This is a genomic window from Lysinibacillus sp. FSL K6-0075 (assembly GCF_038592945.1).
GTDB lineage: Bacteria > Bacillota > Bacilli > Bacillales_A > Planococcaceae > Lysinibacillus > Lysinibacillus fusiformis_F.
The window spans coordinates 2995137-3014601 of sequence record NZ_CP151947.1 but is presented as its reverse complement, the minus strand read 5'-3'; the positions used below and the strand labels follow the sequence as shown (position 1 = coordinate 3014601).

Here is a 19465-nt window from a genome sequence, read left to right as displayed (position 1 = left end):
AGTTGTTTTTAGATAGAATTTTTATGTTACTAGAGAAATGGCATAAGAGAGACAAAAATTTACTAAGATAAGCACGTTTAGCAGGCAAGGTCATAAACTAGTCAGAGCGCTTTTTTAGAAAGAGGGATACGATGACAAAAAGAATCGCATTTATTTGTAGCGTGGAATCTTATAAACTTTCAGATGCCCATATTTTCAAAGATTTGTGTCTAGTGCCTATTTTATTGGGGGAACATTTAGGCTATGACGTGACTATTGTAACCACAGAAATGAATGATGCTCTTCTTCAACAAATCTTTCCTACTGTAAAATTTGAGTCCGTACTATTTGAAGATGATTATGTGGCGAATATGAATGCCTATTTAGCCAAGCATGCAAAGGATATCGACATTGCCTTTGCCATAGGACCGTATCCATCCTATTTAGCCATTCTGAAAACCTATAAGCACTTCAATCCGAATGGAAAAATTTATATGAAATTAGATGTCAATCGATTTTGGTTAAATCGATTAAAAACCTATCCCTATTTTTTAGAGTTGTTGCAGCTATGTGATCTCCTCACCTCCGAATGTGCATCCATTCAAACGTCAATCCAAGAATTTTCGCAATTGGAAATTAAACATATACCCAATGGCTTTTTTGAGCATTTTCCCACAGAGCCAGTGCCGTTTCATGAGAAAGAAAATAGAATTTTAACAGTTGGGCGCTTAGATGCACCGGAGAAGCAAACTATGTTGACGGTTAAAGCATTTTTAGCGGCACAACTGCCAGATTGGGAGCTTTGTTTAGTAGGGCCGATGTCAGCCACATTTCAAGAGGAGCTGAGACTGTTACTGGATGATCATCCGCTTGCCGCTCAAGTGACGATGGTAGGACCGATTATTGATAAGGCTCAGCTAGAAGAGGAGTATCGCAAGGCTAAAATTTTTTGCTTAACATCTTTAGTTGAATGCTATGCTCATGTCTTTGCAGAGGCAGCTAAAAATGGTTGCTATATCGTGACAACGGATGTGGACGGTGCTGCTGATATTACGCAACAACAGCGTTTTGGTACAATCCATCCTCCCCATGATTGGGAGGCGGTAGGGCGGACATTGCAACAAGTTGCAGCACAGGAATCATTGCTGGCCGATACTTGTGTACAGCTCCAAGCATTTGCCCGCAAGGAATTAAACTGGAGGCAGATCGTCCAGAAGGTTGCTAATTATTTAGGTGAATAAAAGTGAATCTTTTCTCGATTTAGAGGAGTATTCTTTTCTTTATACCATTATTTCCTATATAATAAAAACTAGATTTATAAAGCAAGACAATCATGGGTAGACACAAGGGGAGACTAGAATGGAAATACTGCAAGCAACAATGAATGAACTAGAGGATTTATCAAAACTGTTTGATGAATATCGTCAATTTTATGGAATTGAGTCAGATATAAGCAGTGCCAAGGCATTTTTACAATTACGATTGGCCTTGAAAGAATCCGTCATTTTTATAGCGCTGGTAGATGACAAGGTGATCGGATTTACGCAATTATATCCAACATTTTCGTCCATCGCTTTACAACGTGCCTATATTTTAAATGATATTTATGTAACAGAGGATGCTAGAGGCCTAGGGGTGGGCAAGGCATTGATGGAAAAGGTATTTCGCTATTGTGAGCAACAATCTGCTCGCTATGTCACACTGCAAACGGCGGCTGACAATGTAAATGCACGCAAGCTTTATGAAAAGCTACAAATGAAGCAAGATGAATATTGTAATTATGTTAAATATTTTATGTAAGCTGAACTTGTAAGCATCTCATCTTAGATGAAAATGTTTCTTTTATAGTGTTGAAAAACAAAACCATCAATAGAATTTTTATGAAAAGTGAAAATGTATTTCCGTTGCAGGCTACTTGCTTTCCTGTGGGCGAGCGTCGAATCGCTTCCTCCGCTACCGCTCCGTTTAGAGTTTTGCCTGTCTCGCTATCCCACGGGAGTCAAGTAGTCTTCCACTTCAATCCACTGACTTTTTAGCAAAGGTTTTCACTACACTCTATGAAGAGGTGTTGTCACGCATCACTACTCCACACTGAAAATAAGAGTTTATCCCACCTAAGAATACAGATATTGGGTTATTTGATTTCTATACTAGTATGAAAAAAGTAAAGACACTTTGCAGAATGGTTGATTGGAGTGGAGCGAGCGTCACAGAGGAGACCCTGGAGCGAACGGAAGTGAGTGAAGCGGCTCATCGGACGCCCCCTGGAAAGGACGCTGGCGAAACGGAAATCAACCCCTCACCTTGCTAAAAAGTCTTTTTCTGCTAGTGACATGATCTTTTTTCAACAACATGAAATCCCCTAAATCGTGATGATCTAGGGGATTTTGTTTGATTTCATTTATTTTATTTCAAGCGTATAGGGTTGTGTGCTAGCTTTGCCATCAAACTCACTTACTTCAATATAGTATTTGCCTGCATCTAGCTCCACCGTGCCAACTTCGGCATCACCAACTCCGTAAAGATCGAAAGTTTTGACGGTTTTTCCGTTTGCATCCATCACTCGAATAACACCATCCAATGCTTTTTCTGTTTGAAGTGAGAAGAAGACTTCACGCTTCTGGTCGTTGTTCCATTCAAAATAGTCTTTATCACCAAATGGAATACCTGCATTTAAATATTGCGTTGCAACCCATTTCTCATCTTTTTTCACAAGGACAGATGGTTTGCTAGGTATACCATTGACTAATTTTGAATCACTGTCTTCATCCACATGCTTATGATCAAACAATGTTAATGTATAGGGCTGAATCGAAACCTGGCCAAGCCCCATGCTGTTGACAAGAATAAAATAACCTCGATCCTTCTTCGCCTTAAACGATGTATTTACATCGTTTGTACCCATCATTCCAAGTAACATTTCAAGAATATTATCACCTAGTCCAAATGGAATTTCTGTTTCCATTTCTTTAGCATCAATTTTCATATTGCCGTTCGTATCTTCGATGATAGCTCCTGCAAATTTTAAGTCTTTTTGTAGTTCTTTAGGTAGTTGAGCTAATTGTTCATTTGTAAAGGGAACTGAAGAAAGAAGCAGACTCATGACCTCATCATTGCCTTGTTGCTTATAATAGTAATAATCTACATCATCTTGATAAATCAGGTGATCTTTATAAGTAGTACCTGGTTGGATTTTTAGCGCTTTTGCTTCCTCATGATTGTTTGGATTGTACTCTGCTGGAATATCGCCTATTTTCTTTGTTTTCAATGTATAAGGCTCGGCAGATCGTTCTCCAGCATTGACAACGGCTACCACGTAGGTTTTGTCCTTTTTCAATGGAATAACCTTTGCATCGTCCTCATTACCAGCTGTACCAAGTAGTAGTGCCAGTATGCCAAGGCTATTTGTTAAGGAAGAAACGGGGATTAACTCCTTTGCTTCTTCGTCATACTCAAATACTGTACCCGTCGGCATTTGGTTCAATCCTTTCAAAAAGCTGAAGCTATAAAGGGCGTCTTCCTTCGCTTTAAACAAGAAATAATCCTCATCATAGTCTGTTTGGAAATAAGCTTTTTGATCTTCGCCTATTTCAAAACGGATCGCCTGCTTAATGATAGGATCAACATTTTCTAGGTTGCCTGAACCCGTAGGATTCATTAACATACTCATCAAGCTGTCAATTTCATTACGTTTTTTTATGTTATTCTCTGTAAGTGGTAATTGGTCCTCAAGAACATTTTCTTCGAACATGACTTCATCTACAGGTAGTCCATCCTCATCAGGAGGAAGGGTAACCACTTCACCTTTTAATGTGTAAGGGATCATCGATTCACTGATTGTTTCTTCTTTTTCAATGCCGCCACTAAAGAACATCTCCATAGAAAACTCACTATTACTCTCATTAGAGACACTTAAAACGTACTCTTGATCGGGAACAGCGTCGATAATCATACGGACCGGTTCACCTTTTGCTGTACCATAAGCGGTCTGCATTGGATAGGCTTCCACTTCTTCATCTTCATCATTTTCAGCTTGATCGATTTCTTCTGGTGGTACAGGAAGAAAGTCGTCTTTTAGATAGAGCTCCATAGAGGCAGTGACACCTGGAATACCCGATAGATCAAACTGTAATGTCGTCGGTTTTTTGACAGAGAACGTGAAGTAATCTTGATCTTGTTGTTGATCTTTTGACAGTAATGTATAGTTTTTACCTGCTGTACTATATGGGAACTTTTTGATAGGCTCCATTGAAGACTTGTCTACTGTATCGATTGGCAAGTCTTTCGTTGTTTGTGCTGTAAAAATATAAGTAGATTTGCCTTTTAAGCTATAGCTACCATTGTGATCTTTGACACCAATTACAAGCGTTCCCTTTTGATCTGCTTTAAATAGATAACCTTCTTTTTTTCCGACACGTATATCATTAACATGGATCGGCTCTACATCACCAATCCCGCTATTTGGGTAGAAATATAAATCAAAGGCATAGTCGTATTTGTCAGCGCCTTTTAATGTCAATTGAGCATATTCATTTTCTTCTAAATCGACTTTATACCATTTCTTTTCGTCTTGCTGTTCAAAAGCACCCTGTTCTGTATTTAGCTTATTTTTAGCAAGGACCTTGGCGTTTTGAATACGATCTTCCTTTGTCTCTGCATAATGCTTAGGCAGTTTGTTTAAATCAAACTGTAATGCTTTTACAGGATCGACAAGTCCATGACCATAAGTAAAATCATAACCTTTTTCGCCCAAATCTTGTGCTGTCATTTCTAGAATCGCTTCTATTTGATGCGGTTTTAAAGATGGATCTTTTGATTTAAGAAGAGAAGCGATACCTGCCACGACTGGAGAGGCCATGGATGTGCCACTAAATTTGACAAAGGATGATCCTTTTTTCGCATCATGGACGGTACTATAAATGTCTTCACCTGGTGCAACAATATCAACGGACGGGCCGTAATTGGAGTAGCTTGATAGTTTGTTGCGTTCATTCGTTGAACCCACACTAATGACACCTTCGAAAGAAGCGGGGAAGGAGTATTCATCTGTCGATTCATTTCCTGCAGCTGCCACAATCGTAATACCACTATCAATGGCTTTCTGAACGGCTTCCTTCATCAGTGGAGATTCACCATAGCCTCCTAGACTCATATTAATGATGTCAACGCCCTGCTCAATTGCATATAGAATACCCTGTGCAATGATGAAATCATTAGCACCTTCTTTGCCGTTAAATACATCAATTGGCAGTAACTTCGCTTTCGGATTAATCCCATGCCCACCTACGCCATTATCTTTTGCTGCGGCGATAATACCTGCCACATGTGTTCCGTGATCGCCTGAATAAGTAGTATTAGCAGGTGCTGCTGCATTATAGGGTGGGAGTACTTGTGACTTTAGATCGGGGTGTTTAAAATCCACACCAGAATCAATGACAGCAACTGTGACATCATGGTTGCCTGCTAATTCCAGTGCCTTATCCATTTGCAGTAGGTTTAAATGATACATCTCTTGTTTCTTGGGATCAGCTTCTTTATTGAAAGAATGATAGACGTAGCTAGGAGATACACTTGATATCCCGTTTTGCTTTAAATAGTAAGAGACGGCTTTTTCTATCGATACGCCTTTATTTAGTTGCACGACATCATAACCTAATGAAGGAATAGAACGGATGACTTTGGAGCCAATTTTTTTATGTACGTTTTTATCAAGACCTGAATGCTTGATAACAATTGTATCCTTACTCATCCATTTTTCTTCATTTTTCTCTGTTTGTTTCGCACTGTTTGCCAGCACATTCTTTGCTTTATGCTGGGGTGCCTCAGCAAATGCAGAAGCAGCAGGAACCATGAGTGCAGCGGATGCTACAACAGCGACTGATTTTTTATACCAACTTTTCAATTGTTATCTCTCCTTGGTGTTATAAATTAAATCTTGACTATACTAATACGGATAAAGATTAGAAAAGTTTCGTAATGGAGGAAAATTTTTCTTCGCTACTTTAACTTTTGGTGGGTATAACGAAAAAACGGACAGTTAAACATTGTCCGTTTTTCTTAGTGTTGAAAAACAAAACTGTCAATTGAAAGGTAGAAATGGATTTCCGTTGCAGGCTACTTGCTTTCCTGTGGGCGAGCGCCGAATCGCTTCCTCCGCTACCGCTCCGTGCAGGGCTTCGCCTGTCTCGCGATCCCACGGGAGTCAAGTAGCCTTCCACTTCAACCCACTGACATTTTAGCAAAGGTTTTCAAATAAAGTGAAGGTGTTCACGACTCTTTATGAAGAGGTGTTGTCACGCATCACTTCTCCACATTGAAAATAAGAGCTTATCCTCTCTAAGAATACAGATAATGGGCGATTTGATCGCTATGCTACTATGAAAAAAAGTAAAGACACTTTGCAGCATGGTTGATTGGAGTGGAGCCAGCGTCACAGAGGAGACCCTGGAGCGAACGGAAGTGAGGGAAGCGGCTCCTCGGACGCCCTCTGGAAAGGACGCTGGCGGAACAGAAATCAACCCCTCACCTTGCCAAGTTGCTTTTTCTGCCGTTGACATCATCTTTTTCAACAACGTGAAAAACGGACAGTTAAGCACTGTCCGTTTTTCGGATACCTCGCTTTGTGAAAAGCTTTAGATCTGTTCGATTAATTGTTGTAATTCATTTTTAGAGCGGGGGATTGTGATGTTTTCCTGCAATAGCTTCTTTTTTTGTAAGGCCATGACCATCTCAAAAATCCATGGCCGTTCAAGATGTGCGCGTTTTAATAATTCTTCTTCATAAAACAAGGCAATTGGATCGCCGTTATAAATAATTTTTCCTGCTTCCATGACGATCATTAAATCTGCCCATTCATAGGCGAGAGGAATGTCATGAGTTGCTAGTAAAATGGTTCTCTCACCATCTTCTAATTTGGCTAAGTATTGTAATACTTGTGTAGCATAATAATTATCAAGACCTGCCGTTGGTTCGTCTAATAAAAGGACAGAGGGCTCCATCGCTAAAACACCTGCCATCGCCACACGCTTTTTCTGACCTACGCTTAGAAAATGAATGGGTTTATCGAGCAAATCTTCCACTTCGGTTTGCGCAACGGCCCATGCTATTTTTTCTTCCATTTTTTCAGTAGACCAGCCGAGGTTCAATGGTCCAAATGCTATATCTTGCTTGACGGTCCCTGAAAAAAGCTGATGATCTGCATTCTGAAAGACAATGCCTACCTGCTGACGTAGAACTTTTAAAGCTTTTCGACTATATTCTAGTCCGTTGCCTTCGAATAAAATCGTCCCAGCTGTAGGTTTCAAAATACCATTAAGATGCTGAAACAAAGTCGATTTTCCTGCGCCATTATGCCCGAGTATGGCGATTTTTTTCCCTTTTGGAATGTCTAATGTAATATCTGACAACGCTTTCGTACCATCTGCATAGGCATATGATAATTGGTTGAGTTCAAAATAAAATGCTGTCATGTGAAATACCCTCCATATACGATGAGGACTAGTAATATTGCTGCCATACCTAGCCAATTTTTCTTGCTATAGGAGCCCATCTCTTGCCAGTAGACGGCCTCGCCACCACGTGATTGCATGGCATTGTTTAGTTCCCGACTACGTTGAAACATTTCCACAAATAATGCCACAATGAGCATGGAGACAGAGCGTAGCCATTGCATCGGTGAATGGTAGCCGAGACGTGCTTGCTGGGCTAGATGAATATTTTGCATACTTTCTAAAAACATAAAAATAAAACGATAGGTTAGTTCGACGAGCTCAACCAATAAAGAGGGGAGTCGCCATTGTCGTAGCACATAACATATTCCTTGTACAGAAGTGGTTAGAATTAAAAAGTATAAACAACTAATACTGCCCAGAACGACAAAGAACAGCTGCTGCGCTAATAGCACACTTGCGTTCCCAATGAAAACAGTCCAATTCGTCCATGTATAAGACCAAATATGGGCAGGTAGTGCATTGGTTGACGGTGTAATGGAAAGTAAAATAGATACGAGACTTGTGAATAAGAAAAAACTAGGTAGCAATAATAACTTGGCATAGTATGTAAGCGGAATTTTTGCACCTAAAATGATAAAAGCACTCATTACAAAAAATGTAATGAGTGAAAGTCGTTCATCTCTCAAGATGAGCGTTATGAGAAGTAGTCCAAGTGAAAATATCATTTTTTCTAGCGGATGAACAGACGCTAGCTTATTAAGATAGGCATACTTATCAATGAGTAACATAATGGTTAACCTTCTTTATGTTTGCCACGCATATAGCCGATGAAGTAGCCAATAAAGCCAGCTCCAATAGCTGCCTGTAGCACGAATAATAAGCTTTCGATTTCACCGCTTGGTGGCTCCCATAGGCTTTCGAACCATGGTTCATATTCCGCATTGATTTCACCAATGGCTGCTTCTGCCTCTCCATCAGCACCACCAAATTCAGCACCTTTTTGTATGAACAATGGAATGATGGCTAACAACACAACAATTGCTAATAACAATAAATTTTTTTTCATCTGTTAATGTGCCTCCTTTGTTGAGAAAACACGTAAAGTTTTTAATTCGCTAATATTGTATTTTTTCAAGAAATTCATCACAATGACCGTTAAAATCCCTTCACTCACCGCTAAAGGAATTTGAGTTAAGGCAAAAATACCTGCAAACTTTGTAAAGGATGCCATAAAGCCTCCAACTTCTGAAGGGAAGGCTAGTGCTAGTTGTACAGAAGTCACAACATATGTACCTAAATCACCAAGCATAGCTGCGAAAAATACGGCTAGTGAAAATGACAAACCTACTTTTTGTGCTCCTTTAAAGACAAAGTAAGCAATAAAAGGACCTACAATAGCCATCGAAAAGGCGTTCGCCCCTAAAGTCGTGATTCCTCCATGTGCTAATAATAAAGATTGGAATAATAAAACGATTGTTCCAATTACACTCATGGCTAGAGGGCCAAAGAGAACTGTCCCAAGTCCAACACCAGTTGGGTGAGAGCAGCTACCTGTAACAGAAGGGATTTTTAAGGCAGATAGCACAAAAGCAAAGGCTCCTGAAAGCCCTAAAAGCATCTTTGTTTCAGGATTTTCTTCAATTGTTTTGCGAATAGAACGCAATCCTAGAACGATAAAAGGAATAGAAATAACCCACCAAAAAATCGCCCATTCGATTGGTAAAAAACCTTCCATGATATGCATCGCAAAGGCACGTTTTGGCACAATTAAAAAGGCCAATAAAAAATAACTAAGTTTCCACCATGAAAATTTCAAAAAGCTTTCCTCCTAACTAATTAATAGATTTTTAGAATGTAGCGTGCGTAAATAAAAAAGCACTTCTCCGTTGGTGGAAAAGTGCATAGCTAAAAAAGCAAATAACATTCTCATCTGCTAAGCCGCACACCTATCCTCGTAGGCTGAAACGATCACCTATTTTTCGGCAGGTCTCCTGGCTCTAGTTCAATACTTTATAGGTCTTCCCATCCGTTGGACAGTGACATATTCTATAAAGCTCCCTATTACAGTGGCGGGACCGCGCCGGACTCAAACCGGCTTCCCTTTTAAGCAAAATGCCAAGCATTTTACACCGAAAAACATTCAATTGTGAGATTTCACGACAAAGTGTAACATGATTTTCCATAAATATGCTATACCTTTTTATAAAATTTTTTTAATTAAAGGTCAACGGCGAATATTCTGATAATATTCATTGTGCTAATGATGGATATTGTATAAATTTTATACCCCAGTTCACTTCAAAATTGATAAATTTGTCATAAATTTTTAAAGAAATATTGAAATTTTAAAATAATAAGATATGATTAAGACAGTTTTCTATTTAAAATACTAATAAAAATTTCATATAAAACGTCAATAAGTGCTCGAATAGCTCGAGATAATAGGGAAATTGGTGAAAATCCAATACAGCCCCCGCTACTGTAATAGCTGATGAAATCGCAAAGCCACTGGTGCAAACTTGGGAAGGTGCGACTGTAAAATGAAGCTTAAGTCAGGAAACCTGCTTATTTGATTGTGCATGCAAACTTTTCGGAGGGAGAAGTTGAAGCGGAAGCGAGTACCTTTATTTCATGCTATTCGTTTTTATTTGGCTTCTACAAAACCTTTACTCTTCGTTTTAGAGTAAAGGTTTTTCTTTTCCAGAAAGCAAATGAGGGGAGACAGAAGATGACAACATGGAATTTAGAGGGGATGAAAACACATCTCTTTATTTGCAATGGCAGTAGTTGCATGAATAAGGATGGTGAGGAAATTACCTTAGCCATTCGAGATGAAATACAGCGACAAGCACTCGATCAAGAAATACATACGACAAGAACGCGCTGTAATGGACGATGCAAGGATGCCTGTGTGGTAATCGCCTACCCTCAAGGGAATTGGTATCGTGTGCCATCAACAGAGCATGCTAGGACACTAGTACAAGATTTACATCATGAATCCTTATACAACGAACATGTCTTTACACTTCGTGAAGGTACATTACAGCGTACTGCTCAAACAACAGCCATTAAAGGGATCGAAAAGGTGAAAGAGGGGTAACAACATGGCGCAAAAAGGAAAAATTTTCGTAGTAGGCTTTGGACCTGGAGATTTTAAGCATATTACGACACGTGCAGTAGAAGCTTTACAACAAAGTGATATGATTATAGGCTATAAAACCTATGTAGAGCTGATTCAAGATTTAGTTAGTGCGAAATCGATTGTTAGCACAGGCATGACAGAAGAGGTGTCCCGTGCACAGGAAGCCGTTCGTCAAGCAGAGGCAGGGAGCATTGTCTCGGTGATTTCGAGTGGTGATGCAGGCGTTTATGGCATGGCGGGATTAGTGTATGAGGTGTTAATCGAGCTAGGTTGGACAGAAGCAACAGGAATTGAAGTAGAAATTGTTCCTGGTATTTCTGCGATTAATTCATGTGCGAGCATACTTGGTGCACCCATTATGCATGATGCTTGTACAATCAGTTTAAGTGACCATCTAACACCTTGGAATTTGATTGCAAAGCGTGTCGAGGCAGCTGCTATGGCAGATTTTGTCATCGCATTATACAATCCTAAAAGTGGTCGCCGTACAAGACAAATTGTCGAAGCTCAGCGAATTCTCTTAGAATATCGTTCGCCAGACACACCAGTAGGGCTTGTGAAAAGTGCGTATCGAGAACGTCAAGAAGTGACCATGACAACGCTAGCAGAAATGCTAGAACATGATATTGGTATGCTGACAACTGTCATTATCGGGAATTCATCAACATTTTTCTATGACAATAAGATGATTACGCCACGCGGTTACCAACGTAAATATACCCTTGGGGAAGAAAAACAACCATTACGTCCACATCAACGTTTGCGTGAAGAAAATGAACCTTGGGCAATGAATCAAGAGACAGGAACAGCAAGAAATGACTTTACAGCTGATCCTAATGCAGGGCGCTTTAATAAACCCAGTATAGCCGCTACGCCAAAGCCGAAAAAAACAGCACTTGAAATGGCTACAGCGGCACTCGCAATGGTGAAAGGGACAAACGCAGTCAACGTAACACCGAAGCTTGTACAGCAAAAAATAGAATCTATTTTTGAATTAGCAGTGAGCCCAGGTGTGGCCAATAAGTTTTTTACTCCTCAGCAAATGCTGACGTTAGCAGAGGTCGTTGGGGAAGAGGGGACGATGGAATATACACCAGATCATCAAATTCATTTAAAAATACCAACGACTGCCCCTGAACAGATCACAGAGAAATTGCAGGAAGTAGGCTTTTTATTAGCACCGATTGGTGATGTGCTATCTCTAAAAGCTTGTGATTTTTGCTATGGTGAAAAGGCTGATTCGATACCATACGCCGAAGAAATACAAGAAAAACTTGGTGGCATGTCTTTACCGAAAACATTAAATATTGGCTTTAATGGCTGTGGTATGGCTTGTTATCGAGCTGTATTTGATGATATTGGCATCGTCTACCGTAAAAGTAAATTTGATGTCTTTATTGGAGCGAAGCCAGTTGGTCGTACGGCTCACGCAGCACAGCCTGTTGTAGAAGGGTTGGAGCCTGATCAGCTGATTCCACTCATTACAGATATTATTGAAGAATACCAAGCAAATGCTCATCCAAATGAACGCTTGTTTAAATATTTTAAACGTGTGAAAAAGATACTGCATTTTACGTATCAAGATATGTCTTCCAAAATAAAAGTAGAGCCAGCTCCGTGCGGCGACTAGTAAGGGGTAAAGAGATGAAAGCTATTTTATTTGTCGGCCATGGGAGCCGTTTAGCAGCAGGAAATGATGAGGTTCGTACATTTATCGAACAAATGACACCGCGTATTGACGAACAATTTTTAGTGGAAACTTGTTTCCTTGAATTTGCTTCACCTAACATCGAAGAAGGTATTACAAACTGTGTGAAAAAGGGAGCTACAGAGGTTCATGTGATTCCAATCATTTTACTTCATGCAGGCCATTCAAAACTGCATATTCCAGCAGAAATCGAGCATGCGCGTGAGCATTATCCAACGATTACATTCACATATGGTCAAACAATTGGCATCCATGATGAAATCTTTGCCATTTTACAAGATCGCTTAGCTGAAATTGGCTTTAATTCAGAACAAGAGCAGCAAGACACGGCTATTTTATTGATTGCACGAGGAGGCAGTGATCCATCTGCTAATGGCGATTTTTATAAAATTACACGACTTTTATGGGAAAAACTACCTGTGAAATACGTGGAAAGTGCTTTTATGGGTGTCACAGATCCACGAGTTGAAGAAGGAATTGAACGTTGTGTCAAACTAGGTGCAAAAAAAATCATCATGTTACCTTACTTTTTATTCACAGGCATTTTGATGGAACGTATGAATGGCATGTGTGAGAAGTTTAATGAACTTTATCCAGAGTGTGATATTCAAATTGCTAACTATTTTGGCTACCATGAACGTTTACAAAATGTTCTATTAGAGCGTATTGAACAGGCGGTCAACGGTACATCAACAGGTATGCAAGATCTAGAAGACTATCGTGCCTATACGGCAGTACATGGACATGCACATCATCACCACCACCATGATCATGATCATGACCATCACCACCATCACGACCACGACCATCATCATGAAGAGGAGCCGGTAAAATGATTTTCATGTTAGCGGGGACGAGTGATGCAAGGGATTTAGCCCTTGCATTACAAAGCGCAGGTCATGCGGTGACAGCTACGGTCGTCACCGAATCGGCAGCCTCAAGTCTTGCTGACGTTGGCCTGCCACATTTAATTGGTCGACTGACGGCTGAGGAAATGGCGACCATTATGACAGAGCAAGGCTATCAATTGGTGGTAGATGCCTCTCACCCATTTGCGGAGGAGGCATCTAAAAATGCGATGGCAGCGGCGAAACAGGCACAAATTCCTTATATTCGCTATGAGCGAGCTCATGAACATTATGCCCATCCTTTAATTACTGTTGTAAAGGATTATGAGGAGGCAGCTCAGTTAGCTGCAGAAAAACGCGGTGTCATTATGCTAACGACGGGAAGTAAAACACTCGCTACATTTATAAAGGTGTTACAGGGCTTAGAAAACACAAGAGTAATCGCTCGTATGCTTCCACGACTGGACAATATGGAAAAATGTGAGGCGCTAGGAGTGGCACAGCGAGATATTGTGGCGATTCAAGGTCCATTTTCAAAGGAATTAAATGAAGCTCTCTTTCGTCAATACGGAGTGACGCTGATGATCACCAAAGAAAGCGGTAAAGTTGGCTCAGTGGATGAGAAGCTAGAGGCAGCTCTTGCATGTCAGATTGAAACAATTCTTATTGCTAGACCAAATATTCAATACGGCCAACAATATTCAACATTTGAAGAAGTATTAAAGGCTGTTGAACAGACAATTTAGGAGGCATTTTCCATGGATTTTAAAACAGATTTCAAACCATTAACGGTAGACCCAGATAAAATTTACGATTACAGTTTCGCCATTATTGCAGAGGAAATGGGCGAGCATGACTTCTCAGATGATGAATGGAAAGTTGTACGTCGTATTATCCATGCATCGGCTGATTTCGAGCTAGGACGTAGTGTCATCATTACACCAGGGGCAATTGAAGCGGGTATCAAGTCTATTCTTGCAGGACGTCATGTGATTGCAGATGTGCAAATGATTGAAAGTGGCTCTGGTAAAAAGCGTTTCCAAAAACATGGTGGCGATTTGCATTGCTATATTGCGGATGAAGATGTATCAATCGAAGCGAAAAAACAAAATACAACTCGTGCCATCATTTCGATGCAAAAGGCTTCAACATTACATGAAGGTGGTATTTATGCCATTGGTAATGCACCAACCGCATTGCTGGAATTGATTCGTTTAATTAAAGAAGGACTAGCAAAACCAGATTTAATTATCGGTATGCCTGTTGGTTTCGTGTCAGCAGCCGAGTCAAAAGAAGAGCTGCTTAAACTAGAAGGGATTCCGTACATTACCAATGTTGGTCGTAAAGGCGGTAGTACAGTGACGGTTGCCGCATTAAATGCCATCTCACTTTTAGCGGACGAACAGGCGAAAAAATAATGGAGCGGAAGCCAAAAAAGGATCCCAAGGACATGCGTCACGGTTATACGACGGGAGCCTGTGCAACTGCGGTATCAAAGGCTGCATTGCTTGCCCTTATTACCAAGGAGGAGCAAGAAACAAGCACGATTCATTTACCTATTGGTCGAGATGCAACCTTTACAATTGAAAAATGCATATTTGAAGAAAATGCTGTTAGCTGTGAAACGATTAAAGATGCTGGTGATGATCCTGATGCGACCCATCAGGCACTCATCGTTGGCACAGTGAGTTGGGCAGATACACCTGGTATTCATTTAGATGGAGGAATTGGCGTCGGGCGTGTCACAAAGCCTGGCTTGCCAGTGCCTGTTGGAGAGGCGGCCATTAATCCTGTACCACGTAAAATGATTTATAGCACGGTCCAAGGTGTATTGGACGAATTTCACATTACACGAGGCGTGAACGTGGTAATTTCCGTACCGAAAGGAGAGGAGATTGCTAAAAAAACGTTAAATGGGCGACTCGGTATACTTGGAGGCATCTCAATCTTAGGCACAAGGGGAACCGTCGTGCCTTTTTCGAGTTCTGCGTATATGGCCAGTATTGTCCAAGCCATTAGTGTAGCGAAAGAGGCTGGCTGTGAGCACTTAGTGGTGACAACAGGTGGTCGTAGTGAAAAATTTGCGATGAAACAATACCCACATCTAGCAGAAGAAGCGTTTATTGAAATGGGTGACTTTGTTGGTTTTACATTAAAACATTGTAAGCGCCTCGGCATCAAACAAGTATCACTTGTTGGTATGATGGGGAAATTTTCAAAAGTGGCGCAAGGTGTCATGATGGTGCATTCCAAAAGTGCGCCAATCGACTTTAATTTTTTAGCACAACTGGCAGAGGATATAGGAGCCGATGGAGAAACCATAGCACAAGTTCTGGAGGCAAATACAGCGTCACAAGTAGGTGAAATTATGATGGAGAAGGGCTATGCCGCGTTCTTCCATCATTTATGTGAGGCGTGCTGCTATTCCTCCATCCGTCATATTAGGGGCGGTTTAACGCTTTCCACATCGATCTATTCGATGCAGGGACAATTATTAGGAAGGGCTGATGACATTGCATCGATCGATGAAATTGATTGGGATCGGGGATAACGGATTAGCAAGCTTATTACCACAATACCTTCAGTGGATTGAAGACTGTGAGGTACTTGTTGGTGGTGAGCGCGTACTGGATTTCTTCCCAAACTTTATGGGTGAAAAAATCCTTATTAAAGGAGGTCTTTCAGCACTTGTTGAAAGATTGTCTGAAGAGACAAGAAATACGGTGATCCTTGCATCTGGAGATCCATTATTTTATGGCATCGGAGGCTATTTAGCTAAAAAGCTACAAATAGAGGTTTATCCCTATATGAGCTCTGTCCAGCTTGCCTTTGCGAAAATGGGAGAAAGCTGGCAGGACGCTTACGTAACGAGCATACATGGACGACCAATGAAGGGCTTGGCACAGCGAATCGATGGCAAAAAGAAAGTAGCACTTTTAACAGATGCTGAGAATAGTCCGAATGCTCTCGCTCGTTATTTAAAGCATTTTGGTATGACAGAATACCGTGCGTTTGTAGCCGAAAATTTACAGGGTGTAAACGAAAAAAGTGGCTGGTACTCGCTTGATGAAATGGAAAGTACTCATTTCTCGCCTTTAAATGTCTTGATTTTAAAACAAACCATAGCACCGAAACGCTACACACTTGGGATTGATGATGAAGAATTTTCACAACGCAAGCCAGATAAAGGACTTATTACAAAGAAAGAAATTCGAGTTTTAAGTTTGCAAGCCATGCAGCTTCAACAGGATAGCATTATTTGGGATATTGGCACATGTACGGGATCTATGGCAATTGAGGCAGGTAAGCTTGCGCCAGAAGGACAAGTATTTGCTGTTGAGAAAAATGCCCCTGATTTAGAAAATTGTCTCCAAAATCAGCAAAAATTCCGTGTTGATATGACTGCAATTCATAGCAAAGCACCAGCAGGATTAGACAGTTTCCCAGATCCTGATGCTATTTTCATCGGTGGTACAGGGGGCGAAATGATCGAGTTACTGCAATTATGCTGCCAACGTTTGAAGTCTAATGGTCGCATTGTCTTAAATGCAGCGACAATTGAGAATTTATATAAAGCCGTCGAGGCGTTTAAAGCTTGTGGTTTTGCGGTTGATATTTTGCAGGCACAGCTTGCGCGCAGTAAACCTATTTTAGATATGACACGCTTTGTACCATTAAATCCAATATACATTATTTCGGCTTATCGAAAGGAAGAAAATCATGAGTAATTTAGGTGTTTTATACGGCTTGGGCGTTGGTCCTGGCGATCCAGAATTAATTACAGTAAAGGCATTTCGAGTGATTCAGGAATCCCCTGTTATTGCTTACCCTAAAAAGCTAAAAGGCAGTAAAAGCTATGCTCATCGTATTGTAGATGTTTATATTAATCCAGACGAAAAAGATATGCTTGGTCTTGTATTTCCAATGACGAAAGATGAGGCTGTTCTAGAACGTGAATGGACAAAGTCAGTAGAACTTGTCTACGAAAAATTACAAGCGGGCAAAGATGTGGCGTTTGTCACAGAGGGCGATCCATTATTGTATAGTACGTTTATCCATATGATGAAATTAATGCAGGAAATGCATCCAGATGTAGAAATCCGTACGGTTCCTGGGATTTCGTCGTTCAATGGCTCTGCATCTCGCTTAGGGATTGCGTTAGCGGATGGCGATGATCGTGTTGCGATTATCCCTGCTCATGATGATTATGACTCCATGCGTGAAGCAATCGAAAGCCATGATGCCGTTGTCTTTATTAAAGTGGCAAAAGTGATTGATTTAATGCTTGAGGTGCTACGCGATTTAGATTTATTAGATAAAGCATCCGTGGTGACAAAGGTAACATCTGATGAAGAAATCATTTGGGATGTGCGTGAGTTGGATGGTGTTGATTTAGAATATTTAACGTTAATGGTGGTGCGTAAATAATGAAGAAAATCTATATTGTTGGCGCTGGTCCTGGTGATCCAGATTTAATTACAGTCAAAGGTTTACATATGTTACAAACTGCGGACGTTGTCATGTACACAGATTCTTTAGTGAGTGAGGACCTCATTGCGAAAGCCAAACCAGATGCAGAGGTCATACGCACAGCTGGCATGCATTTAGAGGAAATGGTTGCTGTGATGGTGGACCGTGTCAATGCTGGGAAAACAGTGGCACGTATGCATACAGGTGACCCAGCGATGTATGGTGCCATCATGGAGCAAGTAGCTCTCTTGAAAAAGGAGGGCATTGGGTATGAAGTCATTCCAGGAGTTAGCTCTGTATTTGCTTCGGCAGCGGCTATCGGAGCTGAGTTAACAATTCCTGATTTAACACAAACCCTTATTTTAACACGCGCTGAAGGGCGCACACCTGTACCAGAATTTGAAAAGCTGCGTGATTTAGCGAGCCATCATTGTACAATTGCATTATTCCTTAGTGCAACGCTGACTAAGAAAATTGTCAAAGAACTACAAAGTGCTGGTTGGGCTGATGATACGCCTGTAGCAGTTATTCAACGTGCTTCATGGCCAGATCAAAAAATCGTACGGACAACCTTAATCGAACTAGATGAAGCGATGCGTGTGAACGGTATTCGTAAGCATGCAATGATTTTAGCGGGTTGGGCGTTAGATCCGACTATTCATGATAAGGATCAATATCGCTCGAAGTTGTATGATGCAAGCTTTACACATGGCTTTAGAAAAGGTGTGAAGACAAGTGATTGAGTTACAAGAAGGTATTTTACCAGAGGTTGATCAACGCAATCCTTATGCTGTGGTTGCCATTACGAAGCATGGGGTTCAAATTGGGCGCCGGCTACAGCAAACCTTTGCAGCAAGTGATTTATATTATATGAGTAAATTTGAGCAAGGCGATGAAGCAGAAAAGCATATTCAACTATTTACCGGAACAGTGCGCCTGTTATTGCCAACGCTATTTAAACAATATAAAGGCTTGATCTTAATTATTTCACTAGGGGCAGTCGTAAGAATGATTGCGCCGATTTTAAAGGATAAAAAGACAGACCCGGGCGTTGTCGTGATTGATGATCGAGGCGAAAATGTCATTAGCGTATTATCAGGCCATCTTGGTGGGGCCAATGAGTTAACGCATGAGGTGGCAGCAGCACTTGGTGCTAATCCAATTATTACAACGGCTTCTGATGTGCAAAAGACGATTCCTGTTGATTTATTTGGGGCACGCTTTGGCTGGGTATGGGATAGTGCCGATAAATTAACACCTGTTAGTGCTTCTGTTGTAAATGAGGAGCATGTAGCCATTGTGCAGGAAACGGGTGAACGCGACTGGTGGATGCGTGATACACCGATGCCTGAACAAATCAAAATTTATCCATCCACACAGGTGGCTATTGGGGCTAACCCCCATGCTACATTATTAATAACCGATCGAATCATTGAACCTGAAGAGGAGATTCTTCTAGAAAACGGTGTTATTTATCGACCAAAATCCATTGTGCTAGGAGTGGGCTGTAACCGTGGTACATCGTTAGAGGAAATTGAACAGGTAATCGATGAAACCTTGGCAGAGCTAAAGCTTTCGAAAAAAAGTGTAAAAGCCTTATGCACGATTGATTTAAAGAAAGATGAGCAATGTTTTTTAGATATTACGAAGAAATATGATTGGGAGTTCGTTACGTATACACCGGCTGAATTAAATGAAATCGAATTTCCATCACCCTCTGAAACGGTCTTTAAATATACGGGTGCATATGGTGTGAGTGAACCAGCGGCTATGCGTTATGCACAGGTGCAGACACTCCTATTAGAGAAGAAAAAATCGGGTAATGCTACGATTTCAGTTGCTAGATACCTATTTTAAGGAGGAAGTC

The 19465-nt window shown here is 40.8% G+C and carries 17 protein-coding genes and 2 riboswitches; of the genes, 12 read left to right on the top strand and 5 right to left on the bottom strand.

The annotated features are described in order from the left end of the window. Nucleotides 1-131 precede the first annotated feature (131 nt). Both MHB65_RS14835 and MHB65_RS14830 read left to right on the top strand, forming a co-directional pair. On the top strand, nucleotides 132-1220 hold the full coding sequence (locus MHB65_RS14835) for a glycosyltransferase family 4 protein (protein ID WP_342440876.1): 1089 nt from the start codon (nucleotides 132-134) through the stop codon (nucleotides 1218-1220). 118 nt (nucleotides 1221-1338) lie between these two features. Next, entirely contained in the window at nucleotides 1339-1779 is a 441-nt protein-coding gene (locus tag MHB65_RS14830; protein ID WP_342440875.1) for a GNAT family N-acetyltransferase, read from the top strand. 601 nt (nucleotides 1780-2380) lie between these two features. On the opposite strand, the gene MHB65_RS14825 is transcribed toward MHB65_RS14830, so the two are convergent. From MHB65_RS14825 to MHB65_RS14805, 5 genes are all read right to left on the bottom strand, one after another. Beyond that, nucleotides 2381-5881: a S8 family serine peptidase gene (locus MHB65_RS14825; RefSeq protein ID WP_342440874.1), complete on the bottom strand. Its 3501-nt coding sequence runs from the start codon at nucleotides 5879-5881 to the stop codon at nucleotides 2381-2383. Between the two features lie 730 nt (nucleotides 5882-6611). Then, on the bottom strand, nucleotides 6612-7448 hold the full coding sequence (locus MHB65_RS14820) for an ATP-binding cassette domain-containing protein (RefSeq protein ID WP_205444183.1): 837 nt from the start codon (nucleotides 7446-7448) through the stop codon (nucleotides 6612-6614). Beyond that, on the bottom strand, nucleotides 7445-8218 hold the full coding sequence (cbiQ, locus tag MHB65_RS14815) for a cobalt ECF transporter T component CbiQ (protein WP_342440873.1): 774 nt from the start codon (nucleotides 8216-8218) through the stop codon (nucleotides 7445-7447). Before cbiQ ends, MHB65_RS14820 begins: the two co-directional genes overlap by 4 nt. Before the next feature lie 5 nt (nucleotides 8219-8223). Further along, nucleotides 8224-8496 (bottom strand): energy-coupling factor ABC transporter substrate-binding protein, encoded by a 273-nt coding sequence (locus MHB65_RS14810; protein ID WP_009370241.1) that lies wholly within the window; start codon nucleotides 8494-8496, stop codon nucleotides 8224-8226. A gap of 3 nt (nucleotides 8497-8499) precedes the next feature. Beyond that, on the bottom strand, nucleotides 8500-9246 hold the full coding sequence (locus MHB65_RS14805; RefSeq protein WP_342440872.1) for an energy-coupling factor ABC transporter permease: 747 nt from the start codon (nucleotides 9244-9246) through the stop codon (nucleotides 8500-8502). Nucleotides 9247-9393: 147 nt separating this feature from the next. Further along, nucleotides 9394-9579, bottom strand: a riboswitch (cobalamin riboswitch). 252 nt (nucleotides 9580-9831) lie between these two features. Then, nucleotides 9832-10014: riboswitch (cobalamin riboswitch) on the top strand. 144 nt (nucleotides 10015-10158) lie between these two features. On the opposite strand from MHB65_RS14805, the gene MHB65_RS14800 reads away from it, so the two are divergent. From MHB65_RS14800 to MHB65_RS14755, 10 genes are read left to right on the top strand one after another with little or no spacing between them, the layout of a single operon-like run. After that, nucleotides 10159-10530 carry a (2Fe-2S) ferredoxin domain-containing protein gene (locus MHB65_RS14800; protein ID WP_205444180.1) on the top strand — a complete coding sequence of 124 codons (372 nt, stop codon included), beginning with the start codon at nucleotides 10159-10161 and terminating at the stop codon, nucleotides 10528-10530. 4 nt (nucleotides 10531-10534) lie between these two features. Then, nucleotides 10535-12202 (top strand): precorrin-3B C(17)-methyltransferase, encoded by a 1668-nt coding sequence (gene cobJ, locus MHB65_RS14795; protein WP_205444179.1) that lies wholly within the window; start codon nucleotides 10535-10537, stop codon nucleotides 12200-12202. A gap of 14 nt (nucleotides 12203-12216) precedes the next feature. Beyond that, on the top strand, nucleotides 12217-13116 hold the full coding sequence (locus tag MHB65_RS14790; RefSeq protein WP_342440871.1) for a sirohydrochlorin chelatase: 900 nt from the start codon (nucleotides 12217-12219) through the stop codon (nucleotides 13114-13116). Further along, a complete protein-coding gene (gene cobK, locus MHB65_RS14785; protein ID WP_342440870.1) occupies nucleotides 13113-13874 on the top strand; it encodes a precorrin-6A reductase in 762 nt (253 codons plus the stop codon). Before MHB65_RS14790 ends, cobK begins: the two co-directional genes overlap by 4 nt. A gap of 12 nt (nucleotides 13875-13886) precedes the next feature. Continuing rightward, the gene (locus MHB65_RS14780; RefSeq protein ID WP_342440869.1) at nucleotides 13887-14546 is read left to right on the top strand and encodes a precorrin-8X methylmutase; all 660 of its coding nucleotides are present in this window, start codon (nucleotides 13887-13889) and stop codon (nucleotides 14544-14546) included. Continuing rightward, on the top strand, nucleotides 14546-15679 hold the full coding sequence (locus tag MHB65_RS14775; protein WP_342440868.1) for a cobalt-precorrin-5B (C(1))-methyltransferase: 1134 nt from the start codon (nucleotides 14546-14548) through the stop codon (nucleotides 15677-15679). The genes MHB65_RS14780 and MHB65_RS14775 overlap by 1 nt, the downstream gene beginning before the upstream one ends. Beyond that, nucleotides 15636-16856: a precorrin-6y C5,15-methyltransferase (decarboxylating) subunit CbiE gene (cbiE, locus tag MHB65_RS14770; protein WP_342440867.1), complete on the top strand. Its 1221-nt coding sequence runs from the start codon at nucleotides 15636-15638 to the stop codon at nucleotides 16854-16856. The genes MHB65_RS14775 and cbiE overlap by 44 nt, the downstream gene beginning before the upstream one ends. After that, complete coding sequence (cobI, locus tag MHB65_RS14765) at nucleotides 16849-17556, top strand: precorrin-2 C(20)-methyltransferase (protein ID WP_205444170.1); 708 nt, start codon at nucleotides 16849-16851, stop codon at nucleotides 17554-17556. Before cbiE ends, cobI begins: the two co-directional genes overlap by 8 nt. Next, a complete protein-coding gene (gene cobM / locus MHB65_RS14760; protein ID WP_342440866.1) occupies nucleotides 17556-18341 on the top strand; it encodes a precorrin-4 C(11)-methyltransferase in 786 nt (261 codons plus the stop codon). Before cobI ends, cobM begins: the two co-directional genes overlap by 1 nt. Further along, nucleotides 18334-19455 (top strand): cobalamin biosynthesis protein, encoded by a 1122-nt coding sequence (locus MHB65_RS14755; protein ID WP_342440865.1) that lies wholly within the window; start codon nucleotides 18334-18336, stop codon nucleotides 19453-19455. The genes cobM and MHB65_RS14755 overlap by 8 nt, the downstream gene beginning before the upstream one ends. The last annotated feature ends 10 nt before the right edge of the window (nucleotides 19456-19465 follow it).